Here is an 18,926-nt window from a genome sequence, read left to right as displayed (position 1 = left end):
ATGCTAAGGAGATCGACAATGACCATCGCAACTGTTAGCCACACTGTCGCCGATATGACTCGCTGGACAGGGCGCGCAGAGCCGTTTGAGACGGCGCGTGCCCGCTACTGGTATCAGCTAGCTCAGCCTTATGAGCAGCAACCTGTTGGGCTGATTGGTTTCGCTTGTGACCAAGGTGTCAGACGCAATCAAGGGCGCGTGGGTGCAAGAGCAGCACCGCCACTCATCCGTCAGGCATTTGCTGCGCTCCCTGTCATCAAAGAGTTACAACAACGCTTTGATGGTCAATTGCCAACCTTATTGGGTGATGCAGGCGATATCCACTGCCATGACAATGATGATTTTGCGGCGAGCATCCTTGAGGCGGCTCAAACCACGTATGCCGATAAGGTCAGCCACATTATTAAACAAGGCGGCTTACCCATCGGACTTGGCGGTGGTCACGCCATCGCTTATGGCAGTTTTTTAGGGTTGTGGCAGGCGTTAACGAAGACGCATGATGATACTAATGAGAGCGCTATAAATAGTAAAACCGTCACAAGGACAACACCTACGATCGGAGTTATTAATTTTGATGCGCATCTCGATATTCGCCAGTCGGATGTAGCCACCTCTGGAACGCCGTTTCGCCAAATTGCTGAGCACCTTGATACCCATGATCAGCCGTTTCATTATTGCTGCATTGGGGTCAGTCGGTTTTCGAATACCGCCGCCCTCTTTGATCGCGCCGAGCAACTAGGCGTACAGGTCATCAGTGACGAGGACTGCCATTATCAGCCTTGGGAGAGCTTAGCTAAGCAGATTGATACTTTTATCAGTCAGGTTGATGTGCTTTATATGACCATTGATATGGATTGTCTCCCCTCCAGCGTCGTCCCTGGTGTCAGTGCGCCAGCCGCTTATGGTATTGAGCTCAGTTTCGTTGAGCGCATGGTCAAACGTATCATGGCATCAAACAAAGTAAAAATGGCAGACATTGCCGAGATTAACCCTACCTTTGATGTTGATAACCGCAGCTGTAAAGTCGCTGCTCGTTTATTGGCAACTATTGTAGAACAGCACTTACTTGTCAGCTAAACGCACTGGCAAAATAATCAGGAGCATAGTATGACGAATACGACAAACCCAATGACGCCACACACAATGGAACACACACCTATCGACGATATCAGTGTCGCATCGTTTGATCACATCATTATCAATGCCAATATCGCAACTTTTTCAGCACAGTATGGTTTCGATATTTATGCAAGTGATCGCACTGATAGCAGTCCATACGGCCAGCTAGAGAATGCAGCCCTCGGTATCAAAAACGGCAAGATTGCGTGGATTGGCGCACATGAGCAAATCACTCCTCACCTGTCTCAATATCAAGACCAGCAAATCACAGATGGCAATGGTAAATGGCTAACACCAGGGCTTATCGACTGTCACACTCACATCGTCTATGGCGGCAACCGTAGCAATGAGTTCGAAGCACGTCTGCAAGGGGTCAGCTACCAAGATATTGCTGCACAAGGCGGCGGTATTGTGGCAACCGTTAGTGCCACACGCGAGGCGAGCATCGAGACACTGTTTGCCCAAAGTGAAAAACGTCTGCTCGCGCTCATTCAAGAAGGCGTCACCAGCATCGAAGTCAAATCCGGTTATGGCTTGGATTTAGACACTGAACGCAAAATGCTCACAGTCGCTCGTAAGCTTGGTGACAAACACGGGATTCATGTGAGCACCACCTATCTGGCCGCCCATGCTCTGCCCCCTGAATATCAGTCTCACATGCAGGACCGTGCAGATGAGTATATCGAACAAGTCTGCGCGTGGCTGCCAATACTACATTCAGAAGGTTTAGTCGATGCGGTCGATGGCTTTTGTGAAAACATTGCCTTTAACACCGCACAGATCAAGCGAGTGTTTGAGGTTGCACGCTCATTGGATTTGCCAGTCAAACTGCACTCTGAGCAGTTGTCTGATATAGGCGGTAGCGCCTTGGTCGCCGAGTACCAAGGTCTATCAAGTGACCATCTAGAGCACTTATCAGAAGCAGACATCAAAAAAATGGCCGCAAGCAATACCGTGGCGGTACTATTACCGGGCGCTTTTTATACCTTACGTGATACCAAATTGCCACCGATTGACGCCTTGCGTAAGTACCAAGTCCCGATGGCGATTTCAACCGATTGCAATCCTGGCACTTCACCACTCACGTCATTATTATTGGCGATGAACATGGGCTGTACGTTATTTTACTTAACGCCTGAGGAAGTATTGGCGGGGACAACGCTACATGCCGCACAAGCATTAGGGTTGTCAAATAAAGGTAAAATAGAGGTGGGCTGCGATGCGGATTTGGCCCTATGGGATATTACTCGCCCTGCCGATCTGGCCTATCAGATAGGGCTTAATCCTATTGAAGGTATTATGTCGCAAGGACAATGGCGTAAGGCCGTATAGACCAAGCAAAAAAGGCAGGCAAGCAAAAAAATAGGCAAAGCAAAAAAGCCCCAATCATCATAGGATTGGGGCTTTGCTATTGGTAAGCATAAAAGACTTTGTCGCCGCTAAGCACATAGTTTGCGATTAGGAACTTAAGCCGCGTATTTTTGATGGACGGTATGCGTCATCTCGACCATGTTGCGTAGCTATAAGCGTACCTTATTCCAATGACGTGTTTTTAGACACCATCTGGGTTGATCCATCAACGCTCAATCGGACAGTATTAAAAATACCGCGCCTACTCATTTTAGTAGACGCGGTATGATGTCGTGGTAGTTATATCATGCTCAAGATTATATGCTGCTTAGTTTAAAATACCATAAGCGACCAGTGCATCGGCCACGCGTTTAAAACCTACAATGTTTGCACCCGCCATATAGTTGATATAGCCATTCTCGGTTTGACCATACTGTTCTGAGGCGTCGGCAGCACTATCATGAATATTTTTCATAATGTTTTTGAGGCGCAAGTCTATCTGCTCAAAGGTTTTATACTGACGGACTGAGTTTTGTGACATCTCAAGCGCAGATACAGCCACCCCGCCTGCATTGGCGGCTTTGCCTGGCGCATAGTGAACGCGGTGCAAACGAATGTAGTCAATCGCTTCAGCAGTCAGGGGCATATTAGCGCCTTCGACCACGTATTTGATGCCATTTTTGACCATGAGCTGAGCGTCGCCTTCATTGACTTCATTTTGCGTCGCTGATGGGATGGCAATATCCCCTTTAATTTGCCACGGTTTTTGTTTAGCAAGCCACTCACCGCCATAGACATCCACATAATCAGCCAATGGCTTACTTTTTGCTTTTTGCGCTTTAAGCCAATCAATTTTCTCTTGATTCAGCCCTGCTTCATCGTACAAGGTACCTTGTGAGTCTGAAACAGTGACGACTATGCCGCCAAGCATGTGAGCTTTTTCCGCTGCGTGTAAGGAGACGTTACCCGCCCCTGAGATTAGTACTCTTTTGCCTTTAATATCATCGTTTTGCACAGCCAGCATGTTCTCTAGGAAATACACGGCACCATAGCCTGTCGCTTCCGTACGCATCAAACTACCACCGAAACCTACGCCTTTACCCGTTAATACACCGCCGTATTCGCGCGTTAAATTTTTGTACATCGCAAACATGTAGCTGACTTCACGTCCACCCACACCAATGTCACCTGCGGGCACATCAATGTCTTTATTCACGTAGTGATGCAGCTCACGCATAAACGCATAACAAAAACGGCGGATTTCACTGTCCGTTTTGCCTTTTGGATCAAAGTCAGAGCCGCCTTTGCCGCCGCCCATTGGCAAGCCAGTCAAAGCGTTTTTGAATATTTGCTCAAAACCTAAGAACTTGAGAACAGATTGATTGACGGTAGGGTGAAACCTAACCCCGCCTTTATAAGGGCCTAAGGCATTACTGAACTGTACGCGCCAGCCACGGTTGACTTGAACTTCGCCTTTATCATTCTCCCAGTTAATACGGAAGCAAATAATACGGTCAGGCTCAACGAGGCGCTCGAATATTTTAAAAGTATCGTATTCTGGATGTGCGTCATATAGCGGCGCTATAGTAATGGCAACTTCTTTTACCGCTTGCACAAACTCAGGTTGATGGGCATAACGTGCTTCGACTTTTTCGATGGCCTGACTGATACTCATATATCTTCCTTAAGGTAAAAATGGTGAACATGTTTACTTACATCAACGTCGTCTCGTCTAACAGACAACGAGAGGATTGTGGACGCCAATATAAGACTGGATTTGCCTCTACACGCTATTTAGTACAGAGACGATGGGATTGATAAAGCTGATTGGTGCTGGGTCTTATAACTCTAAAGCGATGATGGATTGGCTTGTATCCATTTAGCCTGACGGTACTGTAGAGCTCTTTTTAATCATTGAGCCTGTTTGAACGTATACATAGCATCTACCTTTATACATGAAAAACGGACGAGCGGTCAATAATCCAACTCGAACGGTATAAAAATCCAAAAACTTAGCTTTTTGTCTGTCTCAATCTATATCAATATTAACAGTAAGGGTTTATAATAACGAACTTAGTCAACATTATTTCCACCCTTATTAACAGTTATTTTATCAACTGAATAACCCGTCATAGAGAAATCGATATGCGTACAGATTCGTTCCAGCAAATTTTGGAAGACCTAAACAGCTCATCAGCGGATGTAGAAGCATCTGCCCTCATTTCTAACGATGGCCTTATGATTGCCTCAGCACTACCGACCGGCGTTGATGAAGATCGCGTTGGTGCTATGTCAGCGGCTTTATTGTCATTGGGTGACCGTGCAGGTCGTGAGCTGGCACGTGGTGGTATCGATCGTATTATGATTCAAGGTGAAAAAGGCTATGTGATCATGACCTCATCGGGAGATGAAGCGGTGCTCACTATTATGGCGAAGCCAAATGCGAAGCTTGGTTTGATATTTTTGGACATCAAACGTGCCTCAGAAGCCCTTGCCAAACTTATCTGATTGGTAACGTCAGATTTTTGTCGATAGCACACTAGTATTAGGCGCTATGTCACCTGACTGAATCCGTACTACTTTAAATCAAAACTGTGTGACTGTCTTATAAAAACTATTTAAGGTAACGCACACTATTTATGTCAGATGAACAGCGAATGTGTGCTGAGGGCTGCTAGTCACTAAACACCCGATTCACAATAAGTGATGTTATCGACGAGTACCATACCAGATTGGTTTTTTAATCATTGTGAATATAACGATAAATGAAGGAGATTACGATGGGTTCTCCAATCCCTGATGCACATAAACCTGAGTTGCCAGCTGAACAGATTACCTTGACTTACCATGATGGTACGTCACGGCCTGTCTACGACACTGGTATTGAACGCGCCTATCCTGATGGCAAGCTGATTGTGTCACGTACCGATTTGAACGGTGTCATCACACACGTCAACGATGCGTTTGTCGAGATTAGCGGCTACCATGTTGATGAGCTGATCGGTCAACAGCACTATATCTTGCGTCATCCTGACATGCCCAAAGCCGCTTATAAAGATTTGTGGGACACTGCCGCCGCTGGACAAAAATGGCACGGCTATGTCAAAAACTTGTGCAAAGATGGTAGCCATTATTGGGTCTATGCGACCGTCGTACCAAATATTCGTCGCGGCGAAACAGTGGGTTATACCTCTGTACGCCGCAAGCCATCACGCAGTAAAATTGAAGCTGCGATGGCTCAGTATGCCCAAATGAAACAAAATGAGGAAGGCTAAATCATGACGACACACAATATGTTAATCGCCCCAGATTTTTCGCCTGAGCGTTTTGCAGGCTGGCACATGTTTAATACGTTGATTCAGAAACGCGCTAATCTAAATATGCACCTGAACATCCCAGCATCACATGCCGAACAAGAGCAAGTCATTAATGCAGGCGATATTCAGGTCATTTACGCCAATCCGTTTGATGCCGCAACCCTGATCCGTGAGCAAGGATACCGCGCCGTTGCACGCCCCATCGGAAAATCAGATGAGATGGTCATTGCAGCGGGGGCAAACAGCGAGATCAATCGCCTAGAAGATATTCAGGCTGGTGCGACCGTAGCGATGGCAGATAACCGCGATGTTAAGCTGATCGGTTTGCGACTGTTAGAAGCCGTCGACATAGAAGAAGCCGACCTGCAGTGGGACGTCACTGAAACTTATCAAGCCGCCGCCCGTAAAGTCATCAAAGGTGACGCCCAAGCCGCCTTTTTCTTGGCAGAGATTTTTCACAGCTTCTCCCGTCTGACCAAAACTCAGCTAACCGTCCTCATCGAAAGTGATTTGGCTGATATTAGCCATGTGCTTTTGATCAAAGATGGGTTTTCTGATACACAGATTTTTATGGATGCCATACTTAATTTGCATAACGATGACGAAGGCAAAGAAGCCTTGACTGAACTTGGTATGCCGCAAGGGTTTGAAGCAATGACGGAAGAAGATGCTGAATTTATGATAGATTTGATGCAGACCTTACTTGATTAGCCATCAGTTAACATTTTGCCGCATCTTGTTTAGTTAGGTCATACCCTACAGCAGCTCAATAGTGGCTATATAATATTAGCGATAGCATAGCCACTATGACTTAAAGGACACTATTATGTCTGATTTGGACCTCATCAAAGAAAATGAGATGGAAGCGCGCCGAGTGTTTCGCTTGTACTCGCGTAAAGTGTTTTTGGCACCCAATAACCGTCATTTTCATGAGCAACGTATCAATGCAGCCTTACTGTTAACAGAAAAAGAGCCACTGCAAGGGGCTGTCGCAGACTTTTTTTATGGCTGCTGGTATGATATTCCTTATGATGTAAACAATCTGTTTACCCGTATCAAGGATCGCCTGTACCCTCACGTTCAACAAGGGTTTCGCGATTGTATTGCTAAAAAAAGGTATATCCAGCGCAACAGTATGCTGGCAACTCGCTGGAGTGTATTGGTATCCCCTTCGCTCAATGAACAAAAACAGCGCCTACGGATCAGTAGTGACGATGCCAAAGAAATTTCTAAAGATATCGCCACCGAGCTGATGCAAGCGCGTGATGATAAAGACTGGGGCACGATTGAGCATATCGAAAATGAGTTCTTTGCTCACTGTATCGCTCGTAATGATCGACTGGCCTTCTCCTTAGTATGGTTTCGCTTGGGCAAAAGCGACTGGCAATTCGATGAACGTTGGAACAACTGTCAACAAAGCCTTGATCAAACCGTCAAACCTTAATTTATCGCCTATTTATAACTTTCATCACAATGGTAGCCGCTATGTCCTCTTACTTAAATGCTGATAAAACGTATTTGACCCTAACTCCAGCCGGTATTTTTGAGGCATTTTCACAAAGTGAACCCACTGATGAACAGCTGTCCTTACAAGACTTATTGTCCTATGAGCAGACACTGCTTGCCGCCAACTGGCTTGAGCGTTATTCTGACGAATGGCTACAGAGCTTTATAGAAAAAGGCTGGGTTGAAAAGCTGTCTTTATTTTTACCTGCCCCCAACCTGCCCCTAGACCAGTTTTTGCCTTATGTAGTAGCCAGTCTGTCTGGTAAGCGCCGTGCCGCCATCGGCTCTGATGAAGGGTTCTGCCTCGCACGGATTGGCTACAGCCAAGAAGAAGCGGACATGCTAAGTGTGGCGGCTGCCGATTTTTCAGGCTTTATGCTCCGCCAAAAACAACGGGGCTGGGCAGTAGAAAGCCAAGCGATTTCGTTTTTTCAGCAAGTCGATTTGCTCATTCCTGAGACCAGTTTTGTATTTTTATGGATTGACGGTTCAGGTTACGTATTGATCATCGATGGTGAGCCTTTGACCAACAGTCGTGCCTTTGTGGAATTGGTATGGGCACTAAAAACGTCTGGCTTAAGATTTCTCAATTAAACCAAGCGAGGGCTTTACGCGCGCTTTAATGTCACCTCACCCCCTTTATCAATCACCATAGCAAATGCGCCTAACTTTAAAATAGGCGCATCACCCTCCTTTAAAACCCTGTGCTCTATCGTCCATTCTATTTAAAATAGATACAGTGGGCGACTGACTCATAGCAATAAGAATACCCTGAGAATTAACAACAACTTATCACATGTTAGGTCATACTGTTATGACCGTGTAAAACCCACCCCTTCCCTTGCATTAAAGTTTCAACGTTACATGACTTTGTTTAGAAACACACCTTCTTGAAAGTGGCAACTCTTGCCAGACCTTGCACTCTTGCTTCTTTTTTAGGACAGTTTATGACTTCGCTGACCACTGTGCGCGTGCGTTATCAAACGATTGAAATTGGCAACACTGATATCCACCTCTGTACCCTGCGTGACAATCAACAATTTAGTGACCCTGACGATGAGGCATTAAAGCTGGGTATTTGCTCGGCTTCTTGGCCGATGTTTGGGGTCATATGGCCGTCAAGCTTGGTGCTAGCCAATCATATGCTTGATTATGACATTGCAGGCAAGCGGATTTTGGAAGTGGGCTGCGGTATGGCGTTATCGAGTTTACTCCTTAACCACCGACATGCAGATATCACAGCGACCGACTATCATCCAACGGTTGAATACTTTCTCGATCGCAACACCACGCTAAACAACAATAAAGAAATCAGTTTTGAGCGCCTAGATTGGGCAGAAGACAATAGCCACCTTGGTCAATTTGATATCATTATCGGCAGCGACTTGCTCTATGAAGATCAACATATCGATATCTTGGCCGAATTCATCGCGCGTCATGCGCGGCCAACCTGTGAGGTCATCGTGGTAGACCCTGGCCGTGGACGCAAAAACAAGCTGACCAGTAAGATGATAGAATTTGGTTTTAGCAGCGCGCACGTCAAACCTGAAAATACGACTTATCTAGAGTTGCCGTTTAAGGGGCACATTTTAACGTTTTCACGGGATCATACTAACTAAAAACCATAAAAGGCACGTGTGAGTAAGTTTACATTGCGACAGCGTTTTGCCACTCTTGCCGTGTTATTTTATATAACACATGCTCAGCAAGTGGATGCTTGGCATCAAGCAGAGGGTGGTAAAAATTGCCCTGTGTTTTGGTCATACCAATACGCTGCATAATCAATTGTGAACGCTTATTGATGACAGCGGTAAATGAGACAACCTCATCAAGTGCCAGCTCGGTAAAAGCAAAATGTAACGCCGCGCGTGCCGCTTCTGTCGCATAGTCTTGTCCCCAATAAGCTTTATGGAGTCGCCAAGCGATCTCGACCGCAGGGGCAAAAGCCATATCCGCATGCGTTTCATTCAAGCCTACAAAACCAATAAAAGCATCACGTGGCTCTGTAGCGTCTTTTAAGCTAACCGCCCAAAATCCCCAACCCTTGTCTTTAATAAGCTGCTGACACTTTTTGGCAATGGTGTTGCTCACAGTAGTCGATAGTACCTGAGGAAAGTAGTGCATCACCTCAGGGTCGGCATTCATCTCAGCGAATATCGCAAAGTCGCTTGTGTGCCATTGTCTAAGATAAAGGCGATCTGTTTCTATCACAGGCATTGTTTTCCCTTAAGGGTTGATATTACTTTGGTACAGTTAAGGCTTGTTATCCAGCCAGCCTTTTTGCTGCGCATAAACAAGCTGCTCGGGTATATCAATATCATAGCTCAGCTGCGCATTGGTAACTGTATTTATTTGACTGGGCGGCAAGCTTCTAATCAAATGACGCAAACCCTTATCCCCTATTAGTGCTGGCTGCCATTTTTTTAGTAGCTCGTCATCAATTACTAAAGGCAATCCGATGATGTCTTTTTTGAGTATGTCGCTAACACCTGCCTCATCTGCATGAGGCCAATTGTGATAACCGCTCGCCACCACAGATGTCTTACCTGCCAGCAACTTCATTAGATGGTGCGCATCGAGCAATATTTGATCGATACCCATGATTAATACTCGATCAATAGCTGAGCTTGTGTCCATTATCGCCGCAATACCCAGAGACAAACTGTGTGCCATGCCAGTTTGAGGCATTTTATTCACCAATATTTGACTTGCTGGATGCTGAAACACCAAGTCAGAAATGGCATGAGTAATCGCGGGATGGTTATCAGGAATGACGACAAAGACTCCTTGCGGATTTGTCGTCACTGCCAGTTTGGTCATATAACGTATTAATGGCTCACCACCTTTGTAGAGGAGCTGTTTAGGTTGACCGAGACGCTGGCTAAGACCACTCGCCAAAACAATAACGGCGTGATTTGATGCCGATTGTTTGTCAGGTATCTGCATGGAAGGGTTACTAATCATGCGAGACTTGTTGCCGTATCACTGCTAGTAGCTGTATTTGCGACCTTTTCACTGATAGGGTCAGTGTCTAAAAACTCTGCGGGTGCCGTCCGCTGATACATAACTGCGTTTATCTGTGCCATGATGCCAAGTGCCAGTGCTTCAGGCCCGTCTCCACCTAACTTATAACCTATAGGATAATGCAGTTTATTAATACCCTCAGCCAAAGTGGTCGGATCGGCTTTGCTCACGCTAATCTCATTAATCAAGCGTTCCGTGCGATAGCGGGGGCCCAATTGTCCCATATATCTATAATGCTCGGGATGCTCTAGCAGTACGGCGAGACGAGCACGGTCTTGACTCAGACTGTGCGACATCAAAGCGACGGCAGCATTACGACTCAGTTTAAGTAGTTGTTCCGTACTCGGCAGCGGTAGATGTATCACCCTATCTGCTTGCGGAAAACGCGCGCGCGTCGCATATTGTATGCGACTATCTACTACCGTCACGTGCCAGTCTTGCAGCCTTGCCATAGTGACGAGTGGTACTACGTCATTGCCAGCACCGCAAACCAACAAGCGGGGTTGTGGGCGCAGTCGTTGTACTAGCCATTCGGTAGATACAGCCGCGTCGCTTAAGACAACGTACTCAGCGTTGTTATCAAACAGCTCATATTCCAGCAGTTTTGCCACCACATTATTAAGCTTGATCGGAGCATCAGACTCCGCTAGAGAAAGAGCACTATCAGAAGTAAGCGCTGCCAGTTTTCCTGAATGACGATAGTCGTCTAGATTGAATCGCGTGCCAACTTTTAACTCAGAAGTCTGACGTTGACTGCCATTAGAACGAATTAATGTGGCTATTGTGACAGACTGCTGCGTTTGACGAACTTGGGTGATGGTATTCAACAACGGCTGTGCAGTCGCCAACCGCTCGAATAATACATGAACCCGTCCATTACAGCCTAGCCCAAAATTCAACTCATCTAACTCGCTATCACTGTTATCCCCTAAGCCATCATGTAACTCTGTCTCTTCATGCTCATTTTTATATTTTTCATTGTCCTGAGTAGCTTCTTTTGGGTCGCCATTTTCCGTATACTCAATGTCCTCACCCGTTTGATAGATTTGTACAGTAGCGCCATGACGAGTGAGCCAAAAAGCGCGCTTAATGATATGTGGCTCCAAGCAACCCCCACTAATCATCCCAACTGAGCGGCCATCTTCACAGATGAGCATCATGGCACCAGCACGACGATACGCTGACCCGTCCGTACGCACGACAGTCGCTAGTACCGCATCAACGTTTTGTTGCTGCGCTTCACTTGCCAGCTTAAGAATGTCAGCTATTTGGTTCATAACGCCTCTCATTTTAATGGTGGGTGACAAATATTCAGGCTATAAAAACCCGCCAAGTAAGCGGGTTTTTATAAAATAACGGGGATCGAAAATCACTCTGGCATCTCGTAAAGCAGCTTGTCGAGGGTAATAGGAAAGTCATAAACCCGAACACCCACAGCATTATAGACTGCATTCGCAATAGCAGCGGCAGCACCCGAAATCGCCGTCTCCCCAATGCCTTTAATATGCATTGGGTTGGTATAAGGATCGTCTTCTTCTACTAAGATCACTTCTAGTTGCGGTACATCGGCATTGACTGGGACATGGTATTCAGCAAGATCATGGTTACATATGCGGCCGTCGCGCTTGTCATGAATAATCTCCTCCATCAAGGCTGAACCAATCCCAAACACCATACCACCGTAGCACTGCGAGGTCGCTGTTTTGTGATTGAGAATACGTCCTGCTGCAAAGGCACCTGTCATACGTTTAATACGTATTTCCCCAGTGACTTTGTGTACCGCAACTTCAGCAAAGTTGGCACCAAAAGACGATTGGCGATGGCTTTTGCCATTTTTGCCCGGTTTGATTTGTCCTTTGGCACTGAGCTTTTGCTCATCATATTCAGCGACGATATCTGCTAAAGCATAGGATTGAAAATTGCTAAAGTCGTATACTCTTGTGGCAGGCTCTGGTAACGCGATACCCGTTTTTTTATTGACCTTCTGCTTTAACCCTTCTGTCTTATTTTTAACCGCCTCAACAGCCGCTTCTGTCTTACTTAGATGGTGCTCACCTGATCGTTTAATCTGGCCTTTATCAAGCTGAATGGTATCGGGGTAAAGACCGACTTTTTCTGCCAGCATGTCACGCAGCTGCTCACACGCGAGATAAACCCCACTACCCGCACTGGCAGCACCCACACTACCGCCCGAACCTGAAGCAGGAGGAAAACTACTATCACCCAGTTTCATCTCGATATGGTCTATCGGTAGGCCCAATATCTCAGCCGCTACCTGCGAAAACACGGTATAAGAGCCGGTACCAATATCAGTCATGTCCGTTTCAATAACGGTTTTGACACCCAGCGCTTTTGTTTCATCGACTTGTAAGGTTGCTCGCGCCTCTGAAGGTTTTAATTGGTTACCGCGCGCAGATGCTGCCATCCCCGTCCCTATCCACCAATCGCCTTCCAACTGACTGGCGGGCTTAGTATTGCGTTTCTCCCAACCAAACTGCTTGGCCCCTTGCTCCATACAGGCAATAAGCTGCCGGGTTGAAAAAGGAATATCTTGAGTTGGGTCTTTTTCAGGCTCGTTACGGCGGCGCAGCTCAATGGGGTCGATATTCAACTGTGAGGCCAACTCATCCATCGCACACTCAACCGCAATCATACCCACCGCTTCACCGGGGGCGCGCATAGAGCCTGATAGCACTTGGTTGACATCAACTTGTTTGTAGTTTACTCGGCGATTTTCACCGCGGTATAAATACTTAGTCGATAAGGCAGTGGGTTCAAAAAAAGCCTCCCCTGGCAAGTTGCTGCTAACAGTATCGTGAATCATAGTGTTGATAATACCGTCTTTATCACAGCCAATCGCGATACGCTGACGAGTATTTGAACGTCTGACGGTTGCTTCCATGACTTGCGAGCGAGCCATACAAATCAGTACAGGACGGTCCAGCTCTTTCGCAGCAATAGCCGCTGCAATCGATTCAGGCGCAATGCCCAGTTTACTGCCAAAGCCGCCACCAACATAATACGATATCAGTTGCACCTGATCTTTATTTAAGTCTAAAGCGTCCATGACTTGTTGCTTACAAGAAGCAATCATTTGATTGGACGTATACATGATGAGCTTGTCTTCTTCCCAGTAGGCTAAGGTCGCATGCGGCTCCATAGGAGAGTTGCTCTGGCTTGGGGTATGATAGAAGCGATCGAGCGTCACCTCAGAATCTGCCAGCCCTTGCTCTGGATCACCATTTACGGCGTTTTTATCTGAGCCTTTTTTTTCATTGACCTCATGCGCATTAGGCAGCTCTTTGGTAAAGTTTAATGCTGCTTGCTCCGTCTCGTCTTTATAGCTGACCTCGAGAGCGTGCGCCCCCTCTGTTGCCGCCTCAAAAGTCTCCGCGATGACCACGGCAATCGGCTGACCATGATAAAAAATCTCGCTGACACCTTGCGTTGGCGCTTTGGTTTCGCCGCCCTGCTGGGGGTTACGCAAAAACTGTTTGGGATCCGTCACAACTTTTATGATGCCAGGAATATCCTCTAAAGCACTGCTATCGATATTTTCAACTTGCCCTTTGGCAATCTTGGCACTCACCAAGACGCCATAAACTTGATTGTCTCGATGAATCTCTGCTGAATAAGGCGCTTGACCATTGACCTTTAGGGAGCCGTCCACACGATTAATGGGTTTGCCAACCAAATTGCTTGCCGTCTCGCTAAACAAGGAACCAACAGGCTCATTCATCATCATTTTTTTGGTAGGTTCTGATGGAAGTACTGAGTCCAATAATGACATGATTATGCTCCTTCGCCGGCTAATGCGCGCTGAATGACTTGCTTTAATAAACGTCGCGTCAGTGGTATTTTAAAATCATTTTGGCCATTACCTTTGGCCTCTTTTAATAGTAAATCTGCTGCCTGTCTAATAACATCACTGTTGCCATCTGTATCCGTTAGTAGCGCCTCGACCTTTTCATTACGCCAAGGCTCCGTGCCAATGCCGCCAAACGCCAAACGGATGGTGGTTAGCTTGCCACTGTCATCCACGTTTATTACGGCAGCACAAGAAACTAGCGCAAAGGCATAAGACGCGCGGTCTCGGACTTTGTCATAAGTGTGTACTCCTTTGATAGGCGCTGGGAGTACCACATGAGTAATAAGCTCGCCGCTCTCCAAGACATTTTCGATATGCGGGGTGTCTTTTGGTAGACAATAAAAGTCTTTAACAGGAATGGTGCGAGTGCTGCCATCTGTTTTAACAGTCTCAATCTTCGCATCGAGTAACCGCATAGCGACAGCCATATCAGAGGGGTGCTGAGCGATACACGCCTCACTCGTACCTAAAATAGCCAGGGTTCGGTTCTCGCCGTTGATTGCGGGGCACCCGGTTCCTGGTTCCCGTTTGTTACAGGGACTGTCTGTCTGATAAAAATAATAGCAACGAGTGCGCTGTAAGAAGTTACCGCCGGTAGTCGCTTTATTACGCAGCTGCCCTGTGGCACCAGCCAAAATCGCTCTTGATAACACCGGATAGTTGGCCACAACATCAGGGTGCGCCGCCAAATCACTATTGGTCACTAGCGTACCGATACGCAGACCACCGTCAGCAGTAGGCTCTATCTGCTCTAATTCTAAGCGTGTCACATCCACCAGCTTAATAGGCGTCTCAATCTCATACTTCATTAAATCTAACAGATTGGTACCACCAGCGATAAATGCGGCATCCTTTGGACTCGCTGAAGTGGCGGCTTGTTTTGGTGTGTCGGCACGGCTATATTCAAAGCGTTTCATGAGCGGCCTCCTGCTACCTTCGTGTGGGCGGTATTCTGCGATGAACTGCTTAGCTGCGCTTCACTAGGCGGCGGTGACCAAATGCCCGTGACTTCTGACCCTTGCATTGTCCGAGTCTCAGAGCTTGGAGACTGATCGTTGACTTGGTTTTCAAGCACTTGTGAGATGGCCTTGATAATATTGGGATAAGCGGAGCAGCGACAAATATTGCCACTCATACGTTCAGCAATTTCTTGTACCAGCAACCCATTAGGATTTTGCAGATCAGTGGTCACATAGCTTGGCCAGTTTTGCTTGATCTCTTCTATCAACGCGGTCGCTGAGCAAATTTGCCCAGGCGTACAGTAACCACATTGGAAAGCATCATGATCTTTAAAGGCTTGCTGCAACTCCGATAACGACTCAGGCATACCAATACCTTCAATGGTCGTAATCTCATCGCCCTCATGCATGACAGCGAGTGTCAAACAAGAATTGACCCGTCGTCCGTTGATGAGAATGGTACAGGCCCCGCATTGGCCGTGGTCACACCCTTTTTTGGGTCCAGTGATTTGTAGGCGCTGACGACAGACATCGAGCAGTGTCGTGCGCGTGTCGAGATTATCGAGCTGATAATCCTGCTTATTAATGGTTAACGTCAAAGTAGACATGCTGGCTTCTCGCTGGCAGATAAACATAAAAGAATGGTGATAAACGCGCCTCAACAGTCGCGCTGATCCATTTATTATGACTGAACAAAAAGGGGGTTTTGTTTTTACTTTGTAGTCCTTAAGGTATAGTTTTTAATCTAAAACGTCCCTAAAACAGAAGACTTTTTGGCCGCTGATTTGTTATTAGGCAGACTTTCAATGAGTGAGTATGCCTATTGATGGCGGCTTAAAGCATCGCTATTTTCACAAATAAAAACCTTAGAGATGCGGCTTATCAGCGCCTTATTACTGGTTACATTTGCACTACTTAAGTCGTAACTTAGATGGCATTGTAATAGTCTGCACATTCTCTTAGGATGGCTTAATAACACTTTAGATAGAGATCACTTTAGACAGACGTCTTAGACAAAAAACAAATAACAACACCTGCGAGGAATTATGAAACAATCAGAAAAGCCACTCCGCATAGACATTGTCTCAGATGTCGTTTGCCCATGGTGCGTCATTGGTTATCGTCAACTGGCAAAAGCGCTTGAGCAAACTAATACGGCTCATACCATTCATTGGCATCCGTTTGAATTAAATCCCAATATGCCAAGCGAGGGTCAAAATCTGCGTGAACATATCATTGAGAAATATGGTTCAACCAAGCAAGAATCAGACGCCAGCCGAGAGAGAATGACTGAAGCCGGTCAAGAGGTTGGTTTTGAGTTCAACTTCACTGACGACACGCGTATGCACAACACCTTTAACTTGCATCAGCTTCTACATTTCGCTGATCAGCAAGGACGCATGCATGATTTGAAACAAGCATTATTTGCAGCGCATTTTACCAATAATAGAGATATCTCCGACATCAACGTGCTTGCCGATATTGCAGCAGAGACTGGCCTTGATCGTAGTGAGGCGCTGGCAGTGTTAGAAGGTCAGTTTTTTGCTAAGGAAGTACGAGCGGCGGAGCAGCATTGGCAACAGCAAGGCATTCAAAGCGTGCCAGCAATCATTTTTAATGAGCGCCATTTGGTCAGCGGGGCGCAAGGGGTCGATAATTACGTTAATATTTTAGAGCAACTGGCTAATATGTCTGACTAAAACATCATTTATGATAAAAAGGATTTTTTATGGCCTCTGACCACTCTCCCTCTATTCACGCCCCATCGATTATTGTGTTCGATGTTAATGAAACGCTACTTGATATCAATACGCTTGCGCCTTTATTTACACGTGTTTTTGGTACTCAGACTGTTCTCAGAGAATGGTTTGCGCAGATGGTGCTTTATTCACAAACCATGACCTTATCCGGTCTTTATACCCCTTTTGGTGAGCTTGGCGTCGGCGCGTTACGCATGACCGCTGATATTCATCAGACGACGCTGACAGAGGACGACATTGCTGAGCTAAAAGAGCGCATGAGCAGTATGCCCGCTCATCCCGACGTAATACCAGCATTGACTCGCTTGCGTGAAGCGGGGTTTCGCTTGGTCACTTTGACCAACTCAGCAAGCAGTCCCTCCCCAACGCCTCTGGAAAAAGCGGGACTGAGTGAGTTTTTCGAGCAGTCTTTTAGCGTTGAGACGGTCAGTAAGTTTAAGCCTGCAGCTGACACGTACCAACTGGTCGCCAAAGCGTTGTCTGTTGACATGTCCGATTTGTGTCTTGTGGCCTGTCATCTGTGGGACACCATCGGCGCACAAGCGGCTGGCTGCTCTGCCGCTTTTCTGACGCGGCCGCATAACGCCATGCTTCCGGCAACCAATGTGCCAGTGCCTGACTTTACGGCAGCAACTTTGACCGCACTTGCCGATGAGATCATTGCTCAAAAACAAAGTTAAATATCAGCCAGCGTTAGAGACTGACTAAAAACGTCTGTAAAACGCGCCGCTGTACTCTCACAACAACACAACAACGTTCTCCTAAAACAAAAAAATGCTACCCCAATAATAGGCGTAGCATTTTTATTTTATGGCGTTGATGCTGTAGTGATCGCTTACTCTGTAAAATGAACCACAGAGCGAATACTCTCACCTTTGTGCATCAAGTCAAACGCTTCGTTGATGTCTTCTAATGGCATGGTGTGCGTAATAAAATCTTGAAGTGGGATTTCACCCGCTAAATAACGCTCAACATAGCCCGGTAATTCGGTGCGACCTTTGACACCGCCAAATGCTGAACCTTTCCAGACGCGACCTGTGACCAGCTGGAATGGACGAGTAGAGATTTCTTGCCCCGCACCTGCGACCCCGATGATGATCGACTCGCCCCAGCCTTTATGACAGCACTCAAGCGCTGAGCGCATGACATCGACGTTACCGATACATTCAAATGAATAATCAACACCGCCATCGGTTAGATCCACGATGACTTCTTGAATCGGCTTGTCATAGTCTTTAGGATTGATGCAATCAGTGGCGCCCAATTTTTTGGCCAGCTCAAATTTGCTTTCGTTAATGTCAATCGCAATAATACGGCGCGCTTTTGCCATCGCAGAACCAATCACTGCTGACAGTCCAATACCGCCTAGGCCGAAGATGGCAACCGTTGCGCCCTCTTCAACTTTCGCTGTGTTCATGACCGCACCCATGCCTGTGGTGACCCCGCACCCTAGCAAGCACACTTCTTCTAACGGTGCTTCTTTGTTGACTTTAGCCAAAGAAATCTCTGGTAAAACGGTGTACTCTGAGAAAGTTGAGCAACCCATGTAGTGATAGATTGGCTCACCGTCTTTATAAAAACGCGTGGTGCCATCTGGCATGAGTCCTTTACCTTGCGTCTCACGTACCGCAGAGCACAGGTTGGTTTTACCTGAGCGGCACATTTTGCAGACGCCGCATTCAGCTGTGTACAAAGGAATGACATGATCGCCAACTTCAACGCTGGTCACGCCTTCGCCGATTTGCTCAACGATACCGCCGCCTTCATGACCCAAGATCGCTGGGAATACGCCTTCTGGATCTTCGCCAGATAAGGTAAAGGCATCCGTGTGACAAACGCCACTGGCTACGATTTTTACCAATACTTCGCCTTTTTTGGGCAGCATGACATCCACTTCTTCGATCGATAGTGGTTGCTTTGGGCCCCATGCAATAGCGGCTTTGGATTTAATAAATTTATCTGACATATCAATGCTCTCTTTTTTTAATGGATTGTTTTTATGGGATATAGTCGTGTCACTTTA

General features: G+C 46.6%; 18 protein-coding genes. 10 read left to right on the top strand and 8 right to left on the bottom strand.

All coding sequences use genetic code 11. From position 1 onward, the window contains the following. The first annotated feature begins 18 nt into the window (after positions 1-18). Both hutG and hutI read left to right on the top strand, forming a co-directional pair. Positions 19-1,077 carry a formimidoylglutamase gene (gene hutG / locus JFC06_RS03265; protein ID WP_198333949.1) on the top strand — a complete coding sequence of 353 codons (1,059 nt, stop codon included), beginning with the start codon at positions 19-21 and terminating at the stop codon, positions 1,075-1,077. A gap of 51 nt (positions 1,078-1,128) precedes the next feature. Next, positions 1,129-2,451, top strand: coding sequence for an imidazolonepropionase (gene hutI / locus JFC06_RS03260; protein WP_406947914.1), 1,323 nt, complete (start codon positions 1,129-1,131; stop codon positions 2,449-2,451). A 346-nt stretch (positions 2,452-2,797) separates the two neighbouring features. Here hutI and gdhA read toward each other — a convergent pair whose 3' ends face one another. Further along, positions 2,798-4,144, bottom strand: a complete 1,347-nt coding sequence (gdhA, locus tag JFC06_RS03255) for an NADP-specific glutamate dehydrogenase (RefSeq protein WP_198333947.1) — start codon at positions 4,142-4,144, stop codon at positions 2,798-2,800. Positions 4,145-4,614: 470 nt separating this feature from the next. On the opposite strand from gdhA, the gene JFC06_RS03250 reads away from it, so the two are divergent. From JFC06_RS03250 to JFC06_RS03225, 6 genes are all read left to right on the top strand, one after another. Continuing rightward, the gene (locus JFC06_RS03250; protein ID WP_179797756.1) at positions 4,615-4,977 is read left to right on the top strand and encodes a roadblock/LC7 domain-containing protein; all 363 of its coding nucleotides are present in this window, start codon (positions 4,615-4,617) and stop codon (positions 4,975-4,977) included. A gap of 272 nt (positions 4,978-5,249) precedes the next feature. Then, entirely contained in the window at positions 5,250-5,744 is a 495-nt protein-coding gene (locus JFC06_RS03245; protein WP_198333946.1) for a PAS domain-containing protein, read from the top strand. Positions 5,745-5,747: 3 nt separating this feature from the next. After that, a complete protein-coding gene (locus JFC06_RS03240; RefSeq protein ID WP_193005422.1) occupies positions 5,748-6,497 on the top strand; it encodes a PhnD/SsuA/transferrin family substrate-binding protein in 750 nt (249 codons plus the stop codon). Between the two features lie 115 nt (positions 6,498-6,612). Next, positions 6,613-7,230, top strand: coding sequence for a hypothetical protein (locus tag JFC06_RS03235; protein WP_193005423.1), 618 nt, complete (start codon positions 6,613-6,615; stop codon positions 7,228-7,230). 41 nt (positions 7,231-7,271) lie between these two features. Then, on the top strand, positions 7,272-7,886 hold the full coding sequence (locus tag JFC06_RS03230; protein WP_193005424.1) for a hypothetical protein: 615 nt from the start codon (positions 7,272-7,274) through the stop codon (positions 7,884-7,886). A 353-nt stretch (positions 7,887-8,239) separates the two neighbouring features. Further along, positions 8,240-8,911: a class I SAM-dependent methyltransferase gene (locus JFC06_RS03225; protein ID WP_198333945.1), complete on the top strand. Its 672-nt coding sequence runs from the start codon at positions 8,240-8,242 to the stop codon at positions 8,909-8,911. A 28-nt stretch (positions 8,912-8,939) separates the two neighbouring features. Here the strand turns inward: JFC06_RS03225 and JFC06_RS03220 are convergent, their stop codons facing one another. From JFC06_RS03220 to JFC06_RS03195, 6 genes are all read right to left on the bottom strand, one after another. Next, positions 8,940-9,509 carry a GNAT family N-acetyltransferase gene (locus JFC06_RS03220; protein WP_198333944.1) on the bottom strand — a complete coding sequence of 190 codons (570 nt, stop codon included), beginning with the start codon at positions 9,507-9,509 and terminating at the stop codon, positions 8,940-8,942. Between the two features lie 36 nt (positions 9,510-9,545). Then, positions 9,546-10,256 carry a nucleotidyltransferase family protein gene (locus tag JFC06_RS03215; protein WP_198333943.1) on the bottom strand — a complete coding sequence of 237 codons (711 nt, stop codon included), beginning with the start codon at positions 10,254-10,256 and terminating at the stop codon, positions 9,546-9,548. Continuing rightward, complete coding sequence (locus JFC06_RS03210) at positions 10,253-11,593, bottom strand: XdhC family protein (protein ID WP_198333942.1); 1,341 nt, start codon at positions 11,591-11,593, stop codon at positions 10,253-10,255. The genes JFC06_RS03215 and JFC06_RS03210 overlap by 4 nt, the downstream gene beginning before the upstream one ends. 92 nt (positions 11,594-11,685) lie before the next feature. Continuing rightward, positions 11,686-14,106, bottom strand: coding sequence for a xanthine dehydrogenase family protein molybdopterin-binding subunit (locus JFC06_RS03205; RefSeq protein ID WP_198333941.1), 2,421 nt, complete (start codon positions 14,104-14,106; stop codon positions 11,686-11,688). A gap of 2 nt (positions 14,107-14,108) precedes the next feature. Then, positions 14,109-15,101 carry an FAD binding domain-containing protein gene (locus JFC06_RS03200; RefSeq protein ID WP_198333940.1) on the bottom strand — a complete coding sequence of 331 codons (993 nt, stop codon included), beginning with the start codon at positions 15,099-15,101 and terminating at the stop codon, positions 14,109-14,111. After that, entirely contained in the window at positions 15,098-15,751 is a 654-nt protein-coding gene (locus JFC06_RS03195) for a 2Fe-2S iron-sulfur cluster-binding protein (protein ID WP_198333939.1), read from the bottom strand. Before JFC06_RS03195 ends, JFC06_RS03200 begins: the two co-directional genes overlap by 4 nt. 438 nt (positions 15,752-16,189) lie before the next feature. Here JFC06_RS03195 and JFC06_RS03190 point away from each other — a divergent pair, with 438 nt between their 5' ends. Together JFC06_RS03190 and JFC06_RS03185 are read left to right on the top strand one after the other, a co-directional pair. Next, the gene (locus JFC06_RS03190; RefSeq protein WP_198333938.1) at positions 16,190-16,843 is read left to right on the top strand and encodes a DsbA family oxidoreductase; all 654 of its coding nucleotides are present in this window, start codon (positions 16,190-16,192) and stop codon (positions 16,841-16,843) included. 29 nt (positions 16,844-16,872) lie between these two features. Continuing rightward, positions 16,873-17,583, top strand: a complete 711-nt coding sequence (locus JFC06_RS03185) for a haloacid dehalogenase type II (protein ID WP_198333937.1) — start codon at positions 16,873-16,875, stop codon at positions 17,581-17,583. A 155-nt stretch (positions 17,584-17,738) separates the two neighbouring features. Here JFC06_RS03185 and JFC06_RS03180 read toward each other — a convergent pair whose 3' ends face one another. Continuing rightward, positions 17,739-18,869 (bottom strand): S-(hydroxymethyl)glutathione dehydrogenase/class III alcohol dehydrogenase, encoded by a 1,131-nt coding sequence (locus tag JFC06_RS03180; RefSeq protein WP_226949422.1) that lies wholly within the window; start codon positions 18,867-18,869, stop codon positions 17,739-17,741. Positions 18,870-18,926: the final 57 nt, after the last annotated feature.

It is taken from the genome of Psychrobacter namhaensis (assembly GCF_016107545.1).
Lineage (GTDB): Bacteria > Pseudomonadota > Gammaproteobacteria > Pseudomonadales > Moraxellaceae > Psychrobacter > Psychrobacter namhaensis.
The sequence above is the reverse complement of the archived record's forward strand: the minus strand, read 5'-3'. Positions and strand labels throughout refer to the sequence as shown.